The following is a 20,213-nucleotide window of genomic DNA, read 5'->3' as shown; positions in this document are numbered from 1 at the left end:
AGCGAGACGGTGGCCCAGTCAGCAGTCCCAGACGAAACAAGTATCCTATCGCCCCGGCGCCTGCTGGCCAGAGACGCGCCATCCGGGCCTGCTTCCCCAAGTATACCCGGCTCCCGGTCGGTTACTCGGTCGATTGTCGACAGGGGCCCTTAAACAATTGCCCACGAACGGTTTATAGGGATCGAACCGCGCACGCCGGCCTCAATCCGGTGCTCCCTGCCGAATCGCTCCCTGAATGAAAAATCCGCCGGAGTGGTCGGTTCAGCGACCAGTCCGGCCCCAGGTTCGACCCATCCCTGGCAAATGCCCTATAGCGCCACCCCCCAAAACAAATACGCCACCGGCGCCGCGAGCAGCAGTGAATCGAGGATATCAAGCACGCCGCCGAACCCCGGCAGCCAGTCGCTCGAATCCTTGACGCCAGCGTCCCGCTTTAGCATCGACTCGGCCAAGTCGCCGATGATGCCGACGATCGTCACTGTCAGGGCGAAGGCGGCCGTCTTCGCCAGCATCAGCGGTTGCAGTCCACTGCTCCCCTGGAGGATGTAGGCTAATGCGCCGGAGGCAATCAGCGTTGCCGAACCGATGCCGCCGATCGTCCCCTCCCAAGTCTTTCCGGGGCTGAGCCTCGGAGCGACTTTGTGCTTACCGAAGAGTCGGCCGAACGTGTACTGCATCGTATCGCTCAGCTTCACCGTCGCGATGAGCGAAAGGAGCGGCAACAACTGTCCCCAGGCGCCGAGGCCATAGCCGTACGGCTCGACGAGACGCAACTGAACGAGCATCCCCAGCAATCCGCCGACGTACAGCACTGATAGTGCGGTCAGCGACAAGCGGACAATCGAGTGACCGGGAGATTCGTACCGCCGCATCTCCCCGACAATAGCGATGCCTAATCCCGCGACCAGCGCGAGCGCAAGCCAACCGAGCCGACCCAAGCTAAACACTGGCGGCTGGGCATAACCGCTGACCGCCGCACAACTCACGGCGACCGGCAGCAGCGTTCCGACGTACGCAGGCCACGCGGTCGGCTCGTGCCCCTGAGCGCGAAACATCCGAAGCATTTCGCCCGTCGCGAGCACTGCCGCCAGAATTGCCACCGGACCGAGGTACAGCCCGGGCCACGGCGCGTGGGCATCCAACCAACAGAGGCCAGCAAGTCCGGCGACCAGCAGCACGCCGAGAATGAGTCGCCACCGCAGCACGCGCGCTCCTTCAGCCGTTCAATCCGCCGAACTTCCGGTTCCGCCGCGCATAGTCGACGATCGCCGCATGCAGCGTCGCTTCATCGAACTCCGGCCAGCAGCGTTCGGTGACCCAAATCTCCGCGTAGCTGATCTGCCAGAGCAAAAAATTGCTGATCCGCAATTCGCCCGCGGTGCGCACCAGTAGGTCGGGATCGTCGAGGCCGGCCGTGTAGAGGTGCTCGGCGATCGTCGCTTCGGTCACCTCGGCCGGTTGCAACTCGCCGGCGACGATCTCGCGGCCGATGGAGCGCATCGCGTCGACAATCTCGGACCGTCCGCCATAGTTGATGGCGAGGTTCAGACGCGTACCGCTGTTGGTCGAGCTCATCTCGACCGTCTTGTCGAGTTCTCGCAGCACTTGGCCTGGAATTCCCTCGCGACGGCCGATCATCCGTACTCGAAGATTGTTCTCCATGATCGTCGTCCGCTCTTCGATCATGTATTGCTCGAGCAGATGCATCAGGAAATCGATCTCGGGCTGAGGCCGCTTCCAGTTTTCGCTCGATAGGCAGTAGAGCGTCAGTTGCTCGATCCCGAGCCGAGCACACTCCTCGGTCGTGCGGCGCACGCTCGCCACGCCCCGGCGATGGCCTTCGATGCGAGGCAAATCCTGCCGCTGCGCCCACCGCCCGTTGCCATCCATAATGATGGCAACGTGCCGTGGCCAGCGCTCGCGCGGCACCGCGGCTAGGACTTCAGGAATCGACTCGGTAAGGGGCATGCCGATGGGACGACGGAGGATTCTGACGGATCTACTCCACTCGGTTGCTCGCAAACGCGGCCGCCAGACGGCGTTTGCCAACCCTCTTCTATCCCGCCCTGAAATTTTACCTCAGAAATCCTACAACCAGAAATTGCCGCGTGATCGGGGTCCGTAGCGGTTTGCCACGGTGAGTTCGCTCAGCCAAAGAAAGTCGCCAGTGGCAAAAGGTCCCGACCCGTTACACCCTCACTACCGAGCCCCGGCCGGCGCGCCCGTTCCCACGGGAATCGTCTGATCGCGGGCAGGTCCGACCGAAACCATTTCCACCGGCACGCCGACGATCTCACCGACCCGCTCGATGTAGGCCCGTGCATTGGCAGGTAGATCGTCGAGTTCGCGCACGCCAGTTATGTCTTCCTGCCAACTGGGCAGCGTCTCGTAGATCGGCGTGGCATTGCGGAGGTCGTCCACGTGGCTGGGGAACTGGATCGTCTGCTTGCCGTCGATTTCGTACGCGGTGCAGATCTTCAGCTCGTCGAGGCCGCTCAACACGTCGAGCAACATCACGCAGATCGAGTCGACGCCGCTCAGCCGCGCGGTGTACCGGATGGCCACTGCGTCCAGCCAACCGCAGCGGCGCGGGCGCTTCGTCACCGTGCCGTATTCGTTCCCTTGATCGCGAATCTGCTGGCCGATCGCGTTGTCCTGCTCCGTCGGGAACGGTCCCCCGCCGACGCGCGTGCTGTACGCCTTGACGATGCCAATGACGTGATCGATGTATTTGCCCGGGACGCCGGAACCGTTCGACACGCCCACGCCCGAGCTGTTGCTGCTGGTGACGTACGGATATGTGCCGTGATCGACGTCGAGCAGCGCCCCTTGGGCTCCTTCGAACAGAATTCGCTTTCCCGCTTCCGCGGCGCTCAGCAGATACTCGTTCGTATCATCGACGTACGGCTTCAGCCGTTCGGCGTAGGCTTTGTACTCTTCGTAGATGTCCGCGGCGTTGAGCGGCACGAACTGATCGCGGGGCATCATCGCTGCCAGGGCGACGTTCTTCGCCCTGGTCACATGCTCGACGCGCTCACGGAAGTTTGGCCGGTAGAGGTCGCCCAGGCGAATTGCGAACGCGCGGCCAACTTTGTCGCGATAGCAGGGGCCGATGCCGCGCTGCGTCGTGCCGATGTTCTCGCCGTCGGAGGTGCTGGAGTCCATCGCCCGATCTTCGGCGAAGTGCCAGGGGAAGATGACGTGGACGCGGTCGCTCAGTTTCAAATTGTCGTAGTCGTCGAGTCCGCGCGTCGCGAGCTCGTCAAGCTCCTCGATCGCCTTCGCTGGGTTGAAGACCACCCCGCCCGCGATCACGCAGGTCACGCCCGGAGTGAGCACGCCGCTGGGCAGCAGCGACAGCTTGTACACTTCATTGCCCACCTTCACCGTATGCCCGGCGTTGGCGCCCCCCTGGTAGCGCACGACGATGTCGTGCCGCAGAGTGAGCAGGTCGACGATTTTCCCTTTGGCCTCGTCGCCCCATTGAAGTCCAATGACACAGGTGCCCGACACGCGGTTTGCTCCTCAACGAACGAAGATCTGCGCAGACTGCTTGCAACGGACAGTTCCCGCCGCGCAACCGCTCGATTGTACCTGAACGCTCGGGGCTCCAACACCGCTGAAAATGGGCCCGACTTTGGGGAAAAGTTCGCACTTGAGGGAACTCGGCGTCCAGCCGCTGCATCCAATTGGCGTGCGACTTCTCACCGTGACCCGATTGCAGGAGCAGCAGCGATGGCCTCTCTCCGCTGGCAGCCGATTACCCTACTTTTCGCCGCCTGGACCCTGACGGGCCATGCCGCCACGGCGCACGGCCAGGGGATGCTCGTGGACGCGCGTCCCGAGCACGGCTTTCGACTCCCCCGCCCGATCATGCCGCCGCACCCAACTCCGGCGGTGAGCAGCTACCACATTGAATCGCTCGAGGTCGACGCTAAGCTCAGCGACTCCGTCGCTCGCGTGCAAGTCTCACAAACCTTTAAGAACACCGGCAGCGCCCAGATCGAAGCCTCCTTCGTCTTCCCCCTTCCCTACGACGGCGCCATCGACCAGCTGACTCTCCTGGTCGACGGCAAGGAGTTCCCTGCCAAGCTCCTTGCTAAGGAGGAAGCTCGACGGCGGTACGAAGAGATTGTCCGCACTAATCGCGATCCAGCGCTGCTCGAGTGGGTCGGAACCGGCATGTTTCAGACCAGCGTCTTTCCCATCCCCGCTGGGGAAACGCGCACCATCACCCTCCGCTACACCCAGCTCTGCCGTCGCTCGGCTGGCCTCACCGACTTTCTCTTCCCCCTCAGCACCGCCAAGTACACCGACGGGTTGCTAAAGAAGCTGAATCTCAACGTCGCCATCGACAGCCCCATCGACCTCAAGAACATCTACTCCCCGACGCACGAGGTGAAGATCGAACGCACCGGCAAACGGCAGGCGCTGGTAAAATACTCCGCGGAGGAAACCATCCCCACCGAAGACTTCCGCCTCTTCTTCGACGCCGGCGACCAACCGGTCGCCGCGAGCGTCATCAGCTACCGCCCCGAGAAAGACGAGCCGGGCTACTTCCTGCTCCTCGCCACGCCGGAGATCCAATCGACGGAAGACGATGGGGACGACGGCGCCAACGAAGAGAAAGCCAAATCCACCGGCAAGACGGTGATCTTTGTCGTCGACCGCTCCGGCAGCATGAGCGGTGAGAAGATGGATCAGGCCAAGGCAGCCCTCAAGTTCGTCCTCAACAATCTTAAGAAGGGCGACACCTTCAACATCGTCGCCTACGACAGCGAAGTCGAAGCCTTCCGCCCTGAGCTCCAAAAGTTCGACGACGACTCGCAGAGCGCCGCCATCGGCTTCGTCAACGGCCTCTTCGCCGGCGGCAGCACGAACATCAACGGCGCCCTCGACCGCGGTCTCGGCATGCTCGAGGACGTCGACCGCCCCAGCTACGTCATCTTCCTCACCGACGGCCTTCCCACTGTCGGCGAGATGAACGAAGCCGCCATTGCCAAGCACGCCGCCGCAGCGAACAAGACTCGCGCCCGCCTCTTCGCCTTCGGCGTCGGCTACGACGTCAACAGCCGCATGCTCGATCGCCTTGCCCGCGACAATTTCGGCCGCAGCGAGTACGTCCGCCCCAACGAGAACATCGAAACCGCGGTGAGCAGCCTCTACCGCCGCATCGGCGCCCCGGTGATGACCGATGTCGAGCTCGCCATCGACGTCGAAGGCGCCAAAGAGTCCGACGGCGACGTCGTCAGCCGCCTTTATCCCAGCGGCAAGTTGGATCTTTTCGCCGGCGATCAGGCGGTGATCGTCGGGCGCTACCTAGTCCCCGGCGACTCCAAGGCGACTCTCCGCGGCAAGCTCGCGGGCGAAAAAAAGACGTTCCGCTTCCCCGCCGAACTCGCCGCCCACAGCGACGACGACGCGAACGCCTTTGTCGCCAAGCTCTGGGCCACCCGCCGCGTCGGCGAGATCATCGACGAGATCGACCTCAAGGGCCGCAATGACGAGCTAGTGAAGGAACTCGTTGACCTCGCCACGAAGCACGGCATCCTCACGCCCTATACCTCGTTCCTCGCCGACGAGAACAACCAGATTCGCGAACTGAGCCTACTGCGCGATGCGGCAGCCGATTCGCTCTCCTCGCTCGATGCGGCCGCAGGCGAACAAGCCTTCAAAACTCGGTACAACAAGAGCGCCTTGCAGTTCGCCGAAAAGCCCGCCGCCCTCCCGGCAACGGCCAGTGCCGCGGCGCCAGCCGAGGCTGGAGCCTCAGGCGGTTACGGCGGTCGCTTCGGCGGCGAGTCGTTTCACCGCACGCTCGAAACTCGCGGCCGCGGCGTCGTCTACTACGACGCCCTCCAAGACCGCCAGGTCGTCGCCAAATCGATGATCAACATCGGCCGCAAGACATTCAACCGCCGCGGCGATCGCTGGGTCGATGCGGCGCTCAGCGAGGATCAAGAAAAGTCAGCCAAGCAGATCGAACGCTTCAGCGACGAGTATTTCGACCTCGTCGCGAAGCACGGCAAACATGTGGCGCCCTACCTGGCGATCGACGAGCCGGTAGTCGTCGAACTCGACGGCCAAGTCTACCAGTGGTGAAGTCCTTGTAGCCCCTGGCTCCGCCAGGGGGTCGGTCACCACACCTGTAGGCGTCGTCCTGCGTCACGCTACCCCCCGGCGGAGCCGGGGGCTGCGCGCCTACTTCGCCATCGCCTTAAGAAAATCCTGAAACAGGTAGTGGCTATCATGCGGCCCCGCCGAAGCCTCAGGATGATACTGCACGCTAAACAGCGGCAGCTCGCGGTGCCGAACCCCTTCAATCGTGTTGTCGTTGAGACTGCGGTGGGTCACTTCCAACGACGCCGGCAACGATACTTCATCGACGGCGAACCCATGGTTCTGGCTCGTGATCTCGACCAACCCGTCGCTCAGCCGCTGCACGGGGTGATTCGCCCCGCGGTGACCGAACTTCAGCTTAAAGGTCTTCGCGCCGCAGGCGAGAGACAGCAATTGATGGCCCAGGCAGATGCCGAAGATCGGCTTCTGCTTCATCACGCCCTGGATCGTCTTGATCGCGTATTCCAGCGGCTCCGGATCGCCGGGACCGTTCGACAGGAACACGCCATCGGGATTCTGCGCGAGCACATCCTCGGCCGTCGCCGTCCCCGGCAGCACCGTCACCTGGCAACCTTGATCATACAGATGCCGCGGAATGTTCCACTTCATCCCGTAATCAAGCGCCACGACATGCGGACCGGTCGTCTCCGTCGACTTGCGAATTCCCTCGACGTTGAGATGAGTCCACTCGCTGCACGACTCCTGCCACTCGCAGGCCATCTCGGGCATCACTTCTCGGACCAAGTCGCGGCCGACAAGACCCGGGCTCGCCTTCGCTTTGGCCACGAGGCTCACATCGTCGAGATCGATCGTCGACAACACGCCGCGGAGCGCCCCCTGTGAACGGATCCGCCGCACGAGGGCCCGCGTGTCGATCGACTCGATCGCCACGACGCCCCATTCCTTCAGGTAGTCGCTCAGCGAACCTTCCGAACGAAAGTTGCTGTCGGCCCGCGAATGCTCTCGCACGATGAACCCGGAGAGGTGCGGCCGCTCGCTTTCAAGGTCGCCGTCGTTCACCCCGTAGTTGCCGATTTGCGGGTAGGTCATCGTCACGATCTGGCCACGATAGCTCGGATCGGTGAGGATCTCCTGATAGCCGGTCATCGACGTGTTGAAGCAGACTTCGCCGTCAACCTCGCCATCGGAGCCAATCGAGACGCCGGTAAAGACGGCGCCATCTTCGAGAGCAAGTTTTGCAGGTTTGGACATCGCTTTAGAGGTGACTGGTGATCGGATAGTAGCCGCGGGTCAACGACCCGCCGGAGCGGCGCGAAAGACTAACCACGAAGGCACGAAAAGCACCAAGACGGACAAAGGAATGCAAGAACAGGAAGCGTCACATCGGACAACGAAGCCAACGCACCCGACATCTTTTCTCTCTCTAGTGTTTCTGTTTTCCTTGGTGCGTCTTCGTGTCCTTAATGTCTTGGTGGTTAATCTCCCAACGCCGCCAGCGCCAGCAAGCGGGCGCCAGTCGTACCGGTTATGCGGACCGCGCCCGCCCGCAGAAAGTTCGCTCGCGACGAAGCCGCTCGCGGCTTAGCGCTCCCCGTCAACAACCGCCGCCAGCCGCGACGATAGTCTCGCGTAGGCTGTGGGTCTCCGGGTTCCCTGGACGTCACAACGCACAAGAAATCCCGGTCAGCCTAATATAGAGGGTCCCTGCTTCGGCGAGCAGGGGCCCTCATTTTTTGGGCTTTTCCTGCGGAAAAGTCAGGGGAGGCCACGCGGCGGGTCACCTTATCGGCCAATCGCCCAGTCATTTCGAATGCAGAGCCACCCCGCCGCCGTGGCGATCGCGGAGATCGCCGCAATCACTACTGCACTGCCAGTCGCCTCCAGCGAGAAGGGCGGGAGCAGACAAAAGCCGAAGCCCGCCGCGGTGAATATCGTCAGTAGCGCCGAAACCATTGGCCGGCGCGTCGCCGCCATGAATGCCGCCGCAACGCAGAAGAAGCCGAATTGCGATATGAGAGCCAGCAAAACTGGCATCCTCCAATCGTCCCCTCCGTAGAGATTCCACACCGGCCTCTCACCGAACGCCGTCAGGAGGCCGTAGATCACCAGCGAAGGCAACGCTAGTGTGGCAAGCGTGATGATGGCGCTAGTGGCGAACTTGAGCACGAACCACTGCCCTGTCGCGATGGGTCGCGAACGCCAAAACATGTGCAGCTCGGGGCGTAGATCGTCGAGCCACAATCCGATGCCGCTGACAATCGTGACAAGCCCGCCGATGAGAATCCAAACTGGAATCGACATCGCTAGTAGGCCATCCCGCAATATTCCTCCCTGATCGCCACGGCTTGCTACCGCTATGAACACCGAAACGCAGAGAATTGCCCCTGCCCCCAACATAGACAGCGGCAACGACTCGCAACACTGCTTCCACAGAATCGCATTCCACGCCTTTCGCATCGGCGGCGCCAGCCATGCCGGAACAACGCTCTTCGCCGTTGACTCCACGGATTTTCGCTGAGCCGGCGCGACTCTGCCAAAGTGCCATACGTAGAGGAGCGCCATCGCCAACGTAGAAATCGCTGCCAGAACGACTAGGCGACCAATCGGTCGCGGAGGCAACAGCGCGAACTCTCGCTGCGGCGCTTCGCAGATCTCGATGGAGATCAGCAGAGGGCCGCCAGGGCCCGAAGCGGCCATTGCTTGAATAAGCTCCTCGCTGGCAGGCAACCATTGGTCGACTGCCACCGCAAATACTCCCCAAAACAATGCCACTGCTAGGAATCCCACGGCGCCCGCACGCACCTCATCGTCAAGATTTACTGCAATTGCCGCGACCCAGATTGCAAAGCTAAACGCAGCCCAGGCGATGGCCGCGAAGGCGGCAGCTGAAATTCCATGATTAGCTGGGATGTATCCGAGCGACTCCCATACCTTAACCGCCACGAATAGAACGACTCCCGGCGACGCAACCGTCAACGCTGCCATGACCAACTTGGCGATTGCGGTTCGCCGCGTTGAGTGCGTTAGCGACTGCAAGAACCCAACCGTGCGTTGAGATCGTTCGCTCGCCGCCAACGAAGCGCCGACGAACAACCCCAGCGAGAGGATGCAGAAAAAACCGATGACGACGAAGGCTTCATAGAGCGTTCCGTTGCTGTCGAATAGCCACGGCCACGCCACGATGGTCGCAGTGAACAGCGTGATTGCCAGCAGCTTGAACCGCTGCTCGCGCCACTCTTTCCACAACAAGCTTCGCCACACACCGCTCATGCGTCATCCCTCCGACAGCGTCCCCGCCACCTTCACGGTCACGACCTAGCCGGACCGCCACGCGGTCCGGGCCGAACCCTCAAACCCGCTCCACCCTATTCGCGCATTCGCCATTGCCAACTCTTCACCGCTGCACCCCGGAGGGCGTGGCCCTCCGGCTAGCGGCTTGCCGCTTAGCGCTGCGGTGCGAGCTCATCAACCGCCGCCCGTGCTCCCGCATCGTCATCCACCTTCCCCGCCACGTACGCTGCGAAGATCTCATCCAGATTGAGATCATTCATGCGGTACCCAATCCCTTCGCGGTCCAAGAGCGCCCGCACCGCCGAGGCGTTTTGCACGGTGACCGCCGCGTCGTCGCCCGCGCGCTGCAGTTCCAACACGGACATGTCGTCGCGCAAAGCCGCGAGCGCCGATCGGTCGAGCACGAACTGCTTCACGTCCCGCCGAAGCGTCTCGGTATCGGCCTGCCTCACTAACCTGCCGCCGTCCAAAATCGCCACCTCGTCGGCCACCGGCTCGACTTCGTACAGCAGATGCGAACTGTAAAACACCGTCCGCCCTTCGCCCTGGAGATGGGTGACTAGATCGCGATTGAACTGCTTCCGCATCACCGGATCGAGCCCGAGCGCCGGATCGTCGAGAATCACGAGTTCCGGCCGGTGAGCCAGCGCGAGCACAAGCCCCAACCGCACGTTCTGCCCCTTCGACAGATGCTTGATCTTCGTCGCCAGCGGCAACTCGAACTCGCGCAGGTACTTGAGCGCGAGGTCGTGGTCCCACGTCGCGTAGAAGGGAGCGACGAAGCGCACGATCTCCTCGACGCGCATCCAACCGTACATCTGCTGGTCTTCGGCCAAATAACCAACGCGGGCTCGGACCTTCAGCGGCTCCGCCGTCGGATCGAGCCCCAACACCCGCACCTCGCCCTGATCGCGATTGAGTAACCCCAACAGCATCCGGATCGAAGTCGTCTTGCCCGCCCCGTTGCGGCCGAGGAACGCAAACGTCTTGCCGCGCTCCACGCGCATCGTCAGGTTGCTGAGGACCTGCGTCCGCCGAAACGACTTGCAGACTCCCTGCAGTTCGATCGCAAACTTCGCGCTGGCATCGCTGTTCGAAACCTGGCTCATGACAAGTTCCCCGCAAGATCGTGGGCCGCCTGTTCGTCGAGTTCGCCCAGCGCGACCGACAACAACTCATGAATCTGTTCGCTGCTGAGTCCCAGCGACTGCGCCTGCCGCGCGATCTGCCGCAGTTCGTCGAGCAGCCGCGTCCGCTGCCCGGGCGAAGCGTTTGCCCGCGCGCCGTCGGCGACGAAGGTCCCCTGCCCTTGCCGCATCTCAAGCAATCCGTCGCCGCTGAGGCGTTCGTAGACGCGAAGGATCGTGTTCTGATTAACGCCCAAATCGCGGGCCAGCTCCCGCACCGAGGGGAGCCGCTCTCCCGGCTTCAACTTGCCGGCGGCGCAGAGCGACGCGATCTGATGGGCGATCTGCCGCGAGATCGGGGCCGCGGAGCCTTTTTCGATGCGGAGGAACATGGCCGAACCGCTCGCCGAAAAACGTGCCTAACTGCAAGAAAAGCAGCAGTGATTACAGTTGTATAACACCATTCTTTTAGTAGGTCAAGCATTTTTAAGCCAAGAACGAATGGGACGCTGATCTTCGCGCATTTGGCGAATGCGCGCGGAACATAGAAGGGAGCGGGAGAAACACGGCGGCATTTTAGGTCCGCGGAAATCCGTTCAATCCGCGATCATCCGCATGCCGTTCGTCGCGCCGTGAAGCGACGCCACAATCAACCGCTCAGCGCATCGCTCGTCGCCCGATGCGTCGCCGCCATGAAGCCCGTGCCGTCGGCGAATCGCTTCAGACCGGCCCGCTTGATCGCGTCATCTTCCACGACGCTAATCGTCGTGTAGCTCGGATGCCGGCCTTCCTTGTAGGGCGAGTTGCTACGCGCGTTGTAGCAGCAGATGAGGGCCCAGCGATCATTCGGCGATCGGTTCTGATCGCTGCGGTGGAGCGTGTTCGGGTGAAAGAAGAGCGCGTCGCCGGGCGACATCTCGACGTAAACGAGCTCCATACGCTCGCAGGCCGCGGCGACTCGCTCCGGATCGGCGCCAGTTTGATCGCCTATCTTCAGATGCGTCAGCCGGCCCATATGGTGCGAGCCCTTGAGCACCTGCATACAGCCGTTGGCCCGCGTCGCCGGGTCGACGGCGATGAAGACGCTGCACAAGTTCGGCGTCAGCACGCCGTTCTCGTACCAGTAGCCGTAATCTTGATGCCACTCCCAGGCCCCGCCGGTGACGGCCTGCTTCATGATCATCTTCGAGTGATAGTGATACGGCTCGTCTTCGAGCAGTTGGCCTACCGATTCGACCACCCGCCGGCTGCGGGCGAACATCCCGTAGACGTCGTCGCCCGGATGGTTCCAGAGCGAGAGCCGCACACTCCCGCCAGCGCCGTCGGCGCGGCCAAAGGCGCTGTCGTCGAGGGCCTTGTCTTCCTTGGCGGCGCGTTGCAGCAGGTCAATCTCTTCGGCATCAAAGAGCGCCGAAGCAATCAGATAGCCGTCGCGCTGGTAGTCGTCGAGTTGTTCGGCGGTGAAGATGCCCGACATCAATCACTCCGCAAAAAGTCTCGCCACGCTCTACGTCGCCGCCGGCTGAACCGCCGCCGGCTTTGTCGAGTAATTCGCCTCAGCGTCCCGCAGACAGTTCTTTATCTGCCGCACTGCCTGCTTCAGCCGCTCTTCGTTCTCGACAAGCGACATCCGCAGATACCCCTCGCCCGCCGGCCCAAAGCCGCTGCCGGGGCTCACGGCGACGTTCCCCTTTTCCAGCAGCATCATGCCGAAATCCATCGTGCTCATCCGCTGCCGCCAAAGATCGGGAATCGGCGCCCAGACGAACATCCCCGCCTTCGGCGGCGTGATGTTCCAGCCGAGGCGCGACAACCCTTCGCACAATGCGTTGCGGCGGCCTTGATAGATCTTCGACTGCTCCTCGACCGCGGTGTCGGTGTTCCGCAGCGCGACGATCGCGGCGATCTGGATCGCCTGGAACATGCCGTAATCGTAGTAGCCTTTGATCGTCCCCAGTGCGCGAATCATCTCGGCGTTGCCGCAGCAGTAGCCAACGCGCCAGCCGGCCATGTTGTAGCCTTTGCTCATCGTCGTGAACTCGACGCCGACGTCGATGGCGCCCTTCGACGCCAAGAAACTCGGCGGCTGGTACCCGTCGTAAGCCACATCGGCGTAGGCGAAGTCGCTCAGCACCATGAACCCGTACTTGCGGGCGAGCTTCACCACTTCGTCGAAAAACCACTGCTCCACCACCACGCTCGAAGGGTTGTGGGGGTAGTTGAGCACGAGCAGCTTCGGCTTTGGATAGAGGTGCTCGCAGGTGTAGGCGATGTTGGCAAGGAACTTCTCGCTGTTGGCGACTTCCAGCGAAATGACGTTCGCCGACGCCAGCGCCACCGAGTAAACGTGAATCGGAAAGTACGGCGCCGGCACGATTGCCGTATCGCCCGGCCCCATGAGCGCCAGGCACATGTGGCTAAAGCCTTCTTTCGAGCCGAGGCAGACGATCACCTCGCTCTCGGGATCGAGCCGGGCCCCATACTTCCGAAAGTATTTGCTAGCCACCTCGCGACGGAGATTGACGATGCCAATGTTCTTCGAATAGCCGTGGTTCCCTTCGTCCTGGGCCGCCTCGGCGAGCTTGTCGATCACCGACTGGTGCGGCGGATCGCTGGGATTGCCCATTCCTAGGTCGATGACGTCGTCGCCGGCACGCCGCTTGTTGTGGAGCATCCCATTGATGCGTCCAAACAGGTACGGCGGCAGCCGGGTCACCCGCTCAGCGATCTGAACCTTGAACGGCGGATAGGCGTCGTCAGGAGAATTCGACATGGAACGAGAAGCAGAAAACGGTTCGAGAGGTGGCTGCGAGTCAACGACCCGCCGGAGCGTCGCTTCAGGCATCGACGAAAGATCGCCTGGCGCAACTAGACCAAGTATACCCGCGCCAGGTTCGCTAGCCTACGCGAAGCCTCGGCCAGTGCGCCGCGGCAAGATCGCAACTCGACGCCGCGCAGAAAGAAAGCGAGCCGTCGAGCAGACGGCTCGCTTCTTCAAAGTCGAATCAAATACCGAAAGAAACCGCTAACGGGCCACGGTCGGCCGCACCGCGGTATCTTCCCGCACCGCACCCGCCTTGGTCGCGTCCGGCGAGTGGGTCGAGCCGGCCAGGTAGTTGTCGACCCGCGCGCGCGAATTGATTTCTTCAAATTTCTCGCCCATTGTCATCCGCAGTTTCTTCTCGAAGATATCGCGCTGGAGAATGCTTCGGACATCCTTGAGGTCGATGTTCATCCGCTCCGTCCGTCCTTCGCAACGAAGAATGATGAATTTGTCGCCCATCTGCACAATCTTCGAGAGGTCGCCAGCCTGCAGAGTAAAGGCTTCTTTCTCCAAAGTCTCCTGACCGCCGTATCGTCCCAGGGGAGGCACCTCGCCGCGCAACGCCTTGCTCGTCGGCTCTTCCGAGTACTCCGCGGCAAGATCGCCAAAGTATTCGGGCGAAGGATTCTGACGGGCCTTATTCCAAACCTCCTGAGCGCGGCGCAGATTGCCCAGCACAATCGCCCGGCAGCGGACCCGCTCGCCGTAATTGGCGTCGAAACCCTTGGCGATGTCCTCTTCCGTCACTTTGACGTCCTGAGCCGAGAGCTTCTTTAGCGCGGCCGATGGCCAGACCGAGTCGCGGAGGTAGCGTTCTTTCGTCACCCCTTGTTCGGCAGTGACCGTTTCAATCCACTTGGGCAAATCGGCGTCGCCCTTGGCGTCGAGGACGCCGGCGAGCTCAGCCGCGTGCCGCATCTCAGCGTCGAGGTCTTCCTGAGTCACCTTGACGCCCGTCGCTTGGAGTTCTTGCTCCAGGAGCGTTCGCGAGATCTCGCCCTCAAGCACTTCCTCGCCGTGACGGAGCAGGCACTCGTTCCCCAATTCCTGCATCGTGATCCGCTCGCCGTTCACCGTCGCCACGACGCCCGGCATGGTTTTGCTCAACTCAGGATCGTTGTAAACGTTCTTCACGACTGCTGTCCGTTGCACGCGTTCGAAAATGCCGGTGGCCGCGTCGCGAAGCTTCTCCTCTTTGATCCGCTCCACGAGCCGTTCCTGCACCTGCGCCAGCGGCATCGGCTGGGCCTGCAGTTGCTCGTCGCACTTCAAAATGATGAACTGCTGCGCCACCTGGATGATCGAGGAGATCTGCCCTGGCTGCAGGCGGAACGCCTCGGCCTCGATCGCCGGGTCGCCAACATGCCGGCGAATCGGCTGGATCATGCCGCCGATGCTGGCGCTGTTCACGTCTTCCGAATGCTCAATGGCCGCTTTGGCGAAGCCTTCAGGATTCGCCACAAGTTGCGCATGCAGCTGCCGAGCCTTGGCGCCGTCACTCACGGCGATAAGCCGCGCGCGAACCATGGGGCCAAACTCTTGCTCGTACGCCTTCTGGATTTCCTCCGGCGAAACTTGCAGTTCCTTGTCCGCTAGTTTCCGCAGAGCCAGCGTCGGCCACACAATGTCGCGGGCATACTCCTGAGCCGTGACGCCCCGCTCCTTCTGCAGCATCTCGAGCCATTGTTCGCGGCCGAGTTGGAACCGCTTCGCCATCCGGTCGATTTCCGCGTCGATCTCCGCTTGCGTGACCGTGATGTTGTGATTGGTACAGTGATTGGTAATCAGCCGCTTGTTGACCAGGCTTTCAAGCACATCCTCGCCGAACCGCTGGACGCACGCCTCGGTCAGCGCCTGGCGGCTGATGTCCTTGCCATTCACCAGAGCCATGACGTCATGCGTGGGACGCCCTGGGCGGGGCAGCGGCTGGCTGTCGTCGACGGCGGCGGTCGCCGTCGCGGGAGCGGCCGCCGCGACGGGGACGTCGCCCTGAGTCCAGCGAATCAGCATCGCCACGGCCAAAACCGTCGTCGCAATGCCAAACCAAACGAAGCGATGTTTCCACTCAGCCGCGCGCATGGCAGCTTCAGCCTCCGTGCAAGACATAACGGTTTCTCCATAAACCGGGCGCGATGCGCTCGCTCAGAATCTAGAGCAACGACTGGCTGCCGCTAGCCAGCCCGCCACGCGGGCCGGGTTCCCGGAGGCCGTGGGCCTCCGGCTAGAACGGTGCTCGTCGTCGCTCGATCCGCGCGGGGGTGCGAATCACGCGATAAAACTGGGTCGCCGCGCCGTCAATCGTTGACCAGCACGGCAAGAACGTCGGGTGGTTCCGGCGGGAGTATAGGCCGACGCGTCGAGAATCACCAATAGAAGTTGCGACTCATGCTAGCACGCAAGCGTGGAGAAACCATTAGCCTTCGCTATTCAGTCGAAACTGGCAGCGCTTCGTGATGGTGAACCTTGCAGTTCGGCAGCGAGGTGCGGAGTCGCTCTGCGCCCTCGTCCGTAATCTTGGTCCAGCGAATGAATAGCTCGTTGACCGAAGGCATCGACGCCAACAGGGTGACTCCATCGTCCGTCACCGGAACCCCGGTGAGACGGAGTTTCTCAAGTTTAGGCAGTCGAGTCACTTCACGGAGGCCGTCGTCGCCGATCTTGGTGTAAGTCATCGAGAGTTCCTTCAAATTGGACATCTGCGCAATCGCCGCAATGTTCTCATCATTTAACTCGGCCCGATCGATTCGCAACGCCTGCAAGTAGATTAGCCCCGATAAGGATCGGATGTCCTCAGCGGTAATCTTGCGACCGCGGAAATCGGCCGTACGAACTTCGACGAACGATTGCGGTCCCACGAACGCCTCGACGAGCCGTCGCTGCCAAGCGGGCCCCGCGGCGCCGACGCTGGTCGTCGTGCCCCCTAAGTCGGCGAGTCGCGACAACGAGGCGGCTTGATCTCGATAGGGCTGCACGTACAGCGACCAGGCCCCGAGCGCTAGACAGCAGAGCGCCGTGAAGACCAGAAATGAACGAATGCTGAACCGTAACGGCCGTAGAAGTAGCCGCAGCGTTGAAGCAAGGATCGGACGTAGCGTAGCCATGCTCAACCTTCGCTTTGCGGTGAACGGCGTGGCGCGGCTCCCGCGAGATCGGAGTTCCACTACTCCGCCGTTGACCGGCCCTTCTTCAGAGAAAAGGCGATTTGCTTGCCGTCGGGAGACCAATCGGGATCAGCATTGTCATCCGCGGAGTCGAGTCCCTTCATTTTTTGGGGCGGTTTCGCCGGATCATCAACGTCGAGCAAGTAGAGCTGCTCAGGATCGTCCTTCGAGGCGTCGGGCTTCCAAGTAAAAATGATCTGTTTACCGTCGGGGGACCAGCTTGAGTGCGAGAAGTACCCGCCGTCCACCAGCGTTTTGGCAGTCGCCCGCTTCGCTTCGGCGTCGAGCGTCGCCAGCATGAGGGCTCCATTCGGATCGGCGAAGCAGACCTGCAATGCGTCGGGTGCGATGCTCAGTCCCTGATAAACGTAAACGTTGCGGAGGACGACGAATTCCGTCCCCGCCGCTAGATTGAAGACCGAAAGGCCTCCGCCTGAATTGGCGGTGACGATTCGGTTGCCAACTGGCGACCAACGGGGGCTTCCCCAATGTTCCATGATCGTCTCACGCCCGCCCCCCTCAACGTCCATCACGACGATGCCAGACGGCGAGTAAGTGTGAGCGACAATCTGTTTCCCGTCTGGAGACCAACTCGGCATCGCCCCGGGTCCGATCTCTCGGCGGTCCTCGCCATTGGCGCGGATCACTTCAATGCGAGTGCTATTGAGATCGTGATTGATCAAGCTGACGTCGTACGCGAGCCACTCGCCGTCCGGCGACCAATCAGGCGAGCCGTATGTTTTCCCTGGCTCACTTGGTAGTGGGTGCAATCCCGTGCCGTCGACGTTAATGACGTGTATAACGCGAGGCCGCTCAGGAGGCTCGGATGGCGTTTGAGCGAACAATCGATTTCCGCTCGACGCTAACAGCCAGCACGATGCCATTGCGACGGCCGCCAGGGCGACAAGTCGGCCTGTGACGCCAAAAGCGACCATTCGAAAGCAAGTCGACACAAGAAACCTCCTGCCGGTTGGCCACAATCGATAAGCCACTCAGAGCGGTCGACTCTTTTTACGCTATCTGACTCCGTTTCCCAACATTTTTTTGCGTTTACCTCAAAACACAGAGCGTCAACGGCTTAGAATTGGTCTAAAAAAATAGAGCGAAGGGCTAACTCCCGCTCACTTCAGTTTCTTTCGTCTTCGCCAAGTCGTTGGCGGAGTTCTCGTACTTCTTGGTTAGTTCCTGAATCTCGTCTTTCAGCGCCTTGCAATCGTCTTCCGACAGTTCGCCATCCTTTTCGGCAGTATCAGCGTGCTTGTTGCCGTCGCGACGGACGTTGCGGATCGCGATCTTCGCCTCCTCGGAGAGATCCTTCGTGCGGGCGATCATCTTCTTCCGCACGTCGCCCGACAGCGGCGGGATGTTCAGGCGGATCACCTTGCCGTCGCTGTTGGGGGCGAGGCCGAGATCACTATTAATGATGGCCCGCTCAATATCCTTGATGGTCGACGGATCGAACGGGCGAATGACCAATTGTTGCGGCTCGGGGGCGCTGACCGAGGCGATTTGCTTGATCGGCGACTGCGAGCCGTAAACCTCGACGCGCAGCGAATCGACGAGCCCTGGATTCGCGCGGCCGGTGCGAATGCCGGTCAAGTCGCTCTTCAACTTGCTGACCGCCTTCTCCATCCGCTCTTCGGCGTCCATCAAGATCTCATCCGAACTCATTTTCTCTCTCCCTCATATGCTTGGCACTTTCTTCGCGACTTCGCGCCTTTGCGTGAGCCAACCACGCAAAGGCGCGAAGGCGCAAAGGTAACGCAAAGAACTCAACTGCTTGCAATTGCCGGTGCGTACATGTCAACTCTTACCGCTCGTCACCCGCGTGCCGATTGGCTCGCCGCGCACTGCTTTCTCAATGTTGCCGTCGGTGCGGTAGTTGAACACCAGGATCGGCAGGTTGTGTTCCATGCAGTGGGCGATCGCCGTCGGATCCATCACCCGCAGATTTTGGTTGCGGACCTGCTCGAAGGTGAGATCGCGGTAGAACACGGCGTGCGGATTCTTCTCCGGATCGTCGCTGTACACGCCGTCGACGCGCGTGGCTTTCATCAAGATGTCAGCCTCAAGCTCCAGCGCCTTCTGGGCGGCCGCCGTGTCGGTCGTGACGAACGGCGCCCCCGTGCCGCCGGCGAGAATCACAATCCGCCCCTTCTCCAGATGGCGACTCGCGCGGCGGCGGATGAACGGCTCGGCGACGCCATCGCACTTCAGCGTGCTCATCAGTCGCGTTTCACAACCGAGAGATTCCAACGCATCCTGCAGTGCCAGGCCGTTAATCACCGTCGCCAACATGCCCATGTAATGCGCCGTCGCCTCATGGACGCTTGAATTGCCGGCGATGAACTGGGCGCCCCGTAGGATGTTGCCGCCGCCGATCACGATGGCGATTTCCACGCCCTGCTGCTTCGCTCGGTAGGTCTGTGAGGAGATGTGGACCACCTCCTGCATGCTGATCCCGCGCTCGCCGGTAGCGGCAAAGCTCTCGCCTGAGAGCTTTAAGACGATCCGTTTATAGGGACCGGACGTTTTTGCAGGCGCAGCTTGCGACATGACGGCGGTTTTCATACGACTTGCCACAAGGGCGGTGCTGGGGGGATATCACGCCGAGGCGCGAAGGCGCAGAGAAGTAAGGAGCAGTCGTCCATTCCCGCGACCGCTCGCTCCAACCTCGCCGCAACCGCAATAATCTAACAGGAAGATAGCTAGGAATCATCCCGCCCCCCGCAACTTCGCATCGACTCTGCGTCTCCGCACCTCTGCGAGAGCTTTCGTCGCCGTCCGGCGCATAAAAAAAGCCCCGACCTGGCGAGGTCGGGGCTTTCGGTTTTGAATTCTCTGCAAGTCGCTTAGCTGGCTGTCGCAGCGCTTTCGCCCAGGGTCCAGCGGACGAACTTCTTCACCTTCATCCCGCCCGACTTGGCTAGGGCGCCCACTGTCTGCGATTCGTCGCGGACAAAGGGCTGCTCCTCCAGGACGTTTTCGGCGTAGAAGTTTCGCATCCGGCCTTCGATCATTTTCTCAATGATCGCTTCCGGCTTCCCTTCCTGACGAGCGCGCTCCTTTTGGATTTCCTGCTCTTGGGCGACTAGCTTCGGGTCGAGCGAATCCTTCGTCGCAGCCTTCGGGTTCATCGCGGCGACATGGAGGGCGACGTCCTTCGCCAACTGGTCGTTGCCACCCTCGACCTCGACCAGCACGCCAATCTTCGCCATGTGGACGAAGCCGCCGGCTGGAGCGTCGACGCGATGGAGCCGCGCCAGGCGGAAGACTTCGCGAATCTTGTTCTCGAGTTCGTCCTTCTGGTCCTTCAGGGTCATCCCCTTGCGGCTGGGCGACGGTTGAGCCCACAACTCGTCAGCGGTCTTGGCGCCGGGGCCGGTCGCCAACTGCAGCGCTAGGTCATTAGCAAGTTTGACGAAATCTTCATTGGTCGACACCGGGGCCGACTCGCATTGCAACTCGACGATCGCGCCCACCTTCTTGTCGACGCTGGCGTAAACGCCGATGCGGCCCTCTTCAGTGGCGCGGTCGCTGCGTGCGGCCATCGTTTTGACGCCGTCTTCGCGCAGCTTGCGCTTCGCAGCCTCAATGTCGCCGCCCGCCTCGGTCAGCGCCTTCTTGCAATCCATCATGGGAAGCGACGTTTCGTCACGCAGTTGCTTCACCAATGCCGCGGTAATTTCGGCCATTGCCTTCACTCCTAATCTGGTTCTAAGTCATCTC

The 20,213-nt window shown here is 61.6% G+C and carries 16 protein-coding genes; 1 reads left to right on the top strand and 15 read right to left on the bottom strand.

Going from position 1 to position 20,213, the window contains the following annotated elements; all coding sequences use genetic code 11:
* Positions 1-308: 308 nt before the first annotated feature.
* The 3 genes from I41_RS06265 to I41_RS06255 all read right to left on the bottom strand — a co-directional run bounded on the left by I41_RS06265 (position 309) and on the right by I41_RS06255 (position 3,513).
* Positions 309-1,205 (bottom strand): phosphatidate cytidylyltransferase, encoded by an 897-nt coding sequence (locus tag I41_RS06265; RefSeq protein ID WP_145431732.1) that lies wholly within the window; start codon positions 1,203-1,205, stop codon positions 309-311.
* Between the two features lie 10 nt (positions 1,206-1,215).
* Positions 1,216-1,968: an isoprenyl transferase gene (locus tag I41_RS06260; protein WP_145431731.1), complete on the bottom strand. Its 753-nt coding sequence runs from the start codon at positions 1,966-1,968 to the stop codon at positions 1,216-1,218.
* Positions 1,969-2,199: 231 nt separating this feature from the next.
* The gene (locus tag I41_RS06255) at positions 2,200-3,513 is read right to left on the bottom strand and encodes an adenylosuccinate synthase (protein WP_145431730.1); all 1,314 of its coding nucleotides are present in this window, start codon (positions 3,511-3,513) and stop codon (positions 2,200-2,202) included.
* A gap of 222 nt (positions 3,514-3,735) precedes the next feature.
* On the opposite strand from I41_RS06255, the gene I41_RS27080 reads away from it, so the two are divergent.
* Entirely contained in the window at positions 3,736-6,102 is a 2,367-nt protein-coding gene (locus I41_RS27080; protein WP_168206729.1) for a VIT domain-containing protein, read from the top strand.
* Positions 6,103-6,201: 99 nt separating this feature from the next.
* Here the strand turns inward: I41_RS27080 and carA are convergent, their stop codons facing one another.
* The 12 genes from carA to tsf form a co-directional block, all read right to left on the bottom strand.
* On the bottom strand, positions 6,202-7,332 hold the full coding sequence (gene carA / locus I41_RS06245; RefSeq protein ID WP_145431729.1) for a glutamine-hydrolyzing carbamoyl-phosphate synthase small subunit: 1,131 nt from the start codon (positions 7,330-7,332) through the stop codon (positions 6,202-6,204).
* A gap of 531 nt (positions 7,333-7,863) precedes the next feature.
* Positions 7,864-9,351 carry a hypothetical protein gene (locus I41_RS06240; RefSeq protein ID WP_145431728.1) on the bottom strand — a complete coding sequence of 496 codons (1,488 nt, stop codon included), beginning with the start codon at positions 9,349-9,351 and terminating at the stop codon, positions 7,864-7,866.
* Positions 9,352-9,524: 173 nt separating this feature from the next.
* Positions 9,525-10,481 (bottom strand): ABC transporter ATP-binding protein, encoded by a 957-nt coding sequence (locus tag I41_RS06235; protein WP_145431727.1) that lies wholly within the window; start codon positions 10,479-10,481, stop codon positions 9,525-9,527.
* The gene (locus I41_RS06230; RefSeq protein ID WP_145431726.1) at positions 10,478-10,891 is read right to left on the bottom strand and encodes a GntR family transcriptional regulator; all 414 of its coding nucleotides are present in this window, start codon (positions 10,889-10,891) and stop codon (positions 10,478-10,480) included. Before I41_RS06230 ends, I41_RS06235 begins: the two co-directional genes overlap by 4 nt.
* A 257-nt stretch (positions 10,892-11,148) precedes the next feature.
* Positions 11,149-11,976, bottom strand: coding sequence for a phytanoyl-CoA dioxygenase family protein (locus I41_RS06225; protein WP_145431725.1), 828 nt, complete (start codon positions 11,974-11,976; stop codon positions 11,149-11,151).
* 30 nt (positions 11,977-12,006) lie between these two features.
* Positions 12,007-13,272 carry an aminotransferase class I/II-fold pyridoxal phosphate-dependent enzyme gene (locus tag I41_RS06220; RefSeq protein WP_145431724.1) on the bottom strand — a complete coding sequence of 422 codons (1,266 nt, stop codon included), beginning with the start codon at positions 13,270-13,272 and terminating at the stop codon, positions 12,007-12,009.
* A 252-nt stretch (positions 13,273-13,524) separates the two neighbouring features.
* The gene (locus I41_RS06215) at positions 13,525-15,429 is read right to left on the bottom strand and encodes a peptidylprolyl isomerase (protein WP_145431723.1); all 1,905 of its coding nucleotides are present in this window, start codon (positions 15,427-15,429) and stop codon (positions 13,525-13,527) included.
* Between the two features lie 317 nt (positions 15,430-15,746).
* Positions 15,747-16,424, bottom strand: a complete 678-nt coding sequence (locus tag I41_RS06210) for a leucine-rich repeat domain-containing protein (RefSeq protein ID WP_145431722.1) — start codon at positions 16,422-16,424, stop codon at positions 15,747-15,749.
* A 59-nt stretch (positions 16,425-16,483) separates the two neighbouring features.
* Entirely contained in the window at positions 16,484-17,254 is a 771-nt protein-coding gene (locus I41_RS06205) for a PD40 domain-containing protein (protein ID WP_168206728.1), read from the bottom strand.
* Positions 17,255-17,594: 340 nt separating this feature from the next.
* On the bottom strand, positions 17,595-18,155 hold the full coding sequence (gene frr / locus I41_RS06200) for a ribosome recycling factor (protein ID WP_145431720.1): 561 nt from the start codon (positions 18,153-18,155) through the stop codon (positions 17,595-17,597).
* A 132-nt stretch (positions 18,156-18,287) separates the two neighbouring features.
* Positions 18,288-19,055 (bottom strand): UMP kinase, encoded by a 768-nt coding sequence (gene pyrH, locus I41_RS06195; RefSeq protein WP_246133819.1) that lies wholly within the window; start codon positions 19,053-19,055, stop codon positions 18,288-18,290.
* A gap of 281 nt (positions 19,056-19,336) precedes the next feature.
* Positions 19,337-20,179, bottom strand: a complete 843-nt coding sequence (gene tsf, locus I41_RS06190; protein WP_145431719.1) for a translation elongation factor Ts — start codon at positions 20,177-20,179, stop codon at positions 19,337-19,339.
* Positions 20,180-20,213: the final 34 nt, after the last annotated feature.

Origin of the sequence: Lacipirellula limnantheis, assembly GCF_007746075.1 — a bacterium.
Taxonomy (GTDB): Bacteria; Planctomycetota; Planctomycetia; order Pirellulales; family Lacipirellulaceae; genus Lacipirellula; species Lacipirellula limnantheis.
This window is presented reverse-complemented; position numbering and strand designations above follow the sequence as displayed.